Consider the following 1649-nt stretch of genomic DNA (forward strand, 5'->3'; position numbering starts at 1 on the left):
GTATTTTGGTAGTCTCTCAATTCTAAATTGGGAGGAATTCTAGGAATACCAGAGGGATTAACTCGATAGAATCCTCGCAATTCAGCAACTTGCTTGATTTTGCGGGAACTGAGAAAATCCCTAGTTATTTTTTCCCAATCTATCCAGCAACTATTCATAGGACCTCTTGTAAAAATCAAAAATTGTTGTTAGGGTTAGGAGTCACTAGCCAGGAGTCGGTCGTCGGTCGTCAGGAGATTGTTTTTATTTATAGCGTTTCCTGTTCGCAAGAGGTTTATAAATAGTTTTGGGATAAGCTCAAAAATAGCAAAAAGCCAAAAACTTAAAAACTAAAGGTTGCTCCCTATACAATGGGGATGGACTAAAAAGACCATCCCATAGCTGTCAAACCACTCTTAACTGTTATCCTAGAAACCTAGGCAATGATTGAGATAATTTACCTGGTCGCTACTTCCTCTTTTTGGGGAGTATTTTGCCGAAGTTTTTCTTGATCTTGGCGACGTTTTTTAGCATAAAGTTGGATTGTCACTGCCATTAATACCACTAAAGCTACAATTAACCAAGTGGTCAAATCGAGGGGTAATTGATTTTTAAATACTGCCAAAAGGACAATAACTACCAATAACAGGGTTGGTGCTTCATTTAATGCCCGAAATTGCTGTCCCGTCCAATTACATTCCCCTTTTTCTAGCTTCTTCATGATGCGACCACAGTAGAAATGATAGAGCAGTAAAAGAGCCACAAAGGATAATTTAATATGTAACCATCCCGATTTTAAAATTTCCGGTTCTGTGGAGATTAAACCGATCGCCATGGCCACGGTGACAATCATCCCCGGTGTGGTGATGATATTGTAGAGTCGCTTCTCCATGATCTCGTATTGTGCTTTCAGAATAGCTTGTGCGGGTTCTGTTTGTGTTGCTGCCTCCGCATGATAGACAAACAAACGTACTAAATAAAATAGTCCCGCAAACCAAACAACTACCCCAATCAGGTGAAATGCTTTAAACCAATAGTAAGCCATAGTCTATATTGTGATGTGAGTCCCGAATTAATTAGTCTAAGAGTTATCTATACTTTCCCAGACTATCCCTATACAAAAGTTTAGACGGAAAATAGGCGTTGCGGAGCAGGGAGAAGGGAGAGGGGTGTAGGGTGTGGGGTGTAGGGTGTAGGGTGTAGGGTGTGGGGTGTGGGGAGCTTTTTCAGTAAACAATAGATCTCTTGCAAAAATCAACAATCTTCTGTTAGGTGAGGAGTAAGGAGTCAGTAGTCAGTAGTCAGGAGAATTAAGAATGTGCATTAATCGATTAAATGCTCCATTTAGGCATTTTATGCAGTTTTATGTCTATTTTTGTCATTTTTGAACTCTCAAGAATTAATTATGCAAGAACTCTAATAAACTAAAAACTCACATCTGATAACTGATAACTGATAACTGATAACTGATAACTGATAACTGATAACTGTCTCCTAACCCAATGTTGACCAAAGATAAGCAAAAATTATTAATTGACTCCAAAAACTTGAGAATATTTAAATTAACATTCCGCAATATTTATAAATTCTTAAGAATTAATTGAGAAAGATTTTTATTTAACAACGATGTTATGAAGGTAACAGCGATTTGATAGAATTTCATAATGGGG

At 37.7% G+C, this 1649-nt stretch carries 2 protein-coding genes and 1 pseudogene; all 3 read right to left on the minus strand.

Features of this window, described 5'->3' with window-relative positions; genetic code table 11:
* Window positions 1-158 (minus strand): annotated as a pseudogene (locus IQ242_RS24155) (helicase); the annotation flags it as partial.
* A gap of 278 nt (window positions 159-436) precedes the next feature.
* A complete protein-coding gene (gene hemJ / locus IQ242_RS24160; protein ID WP_002739167.1) occupies window positions 437-1024 on the minus strand; it encodes a protoporphyrinogen oxidase HemJ in 588 nt (195 codons plus the stop codon).
* Between the two features lie 387 nt (window positions 1025-1411).
* On the minus strand, window positions 1412-1555 hold the full coding sequence (locus tag IQ242_RS24165; protein WP_193961703.1) for a hypothetical protein: 144 nt from the start codon (window positions 1553-1555) through the stop codon (window positions 1412-1414).
* Window positions 1556-1649 lie beyond the last annotated feature (94 nt).

Origin of the sequence: Microcystis sp. LEGE 08355, from assembly GCF_015207185.1 — a bacterium.
Taxonomy (GTDB): Bacteria; Cyanobacteriota; Cyanobacteriia; order Cyanobacteriales; family Microcystaceae; genus Microcystis; species Microcystis panniformis.

Coding starts and splice junctions, on each gene's coding strand:
- hemJ (WP_002739167.1), bottom strand. CDS start 1,024: ATGGCTTACTATTGGTTTAAAGCATTTCACCTGATTGGGGTAGTTGTT.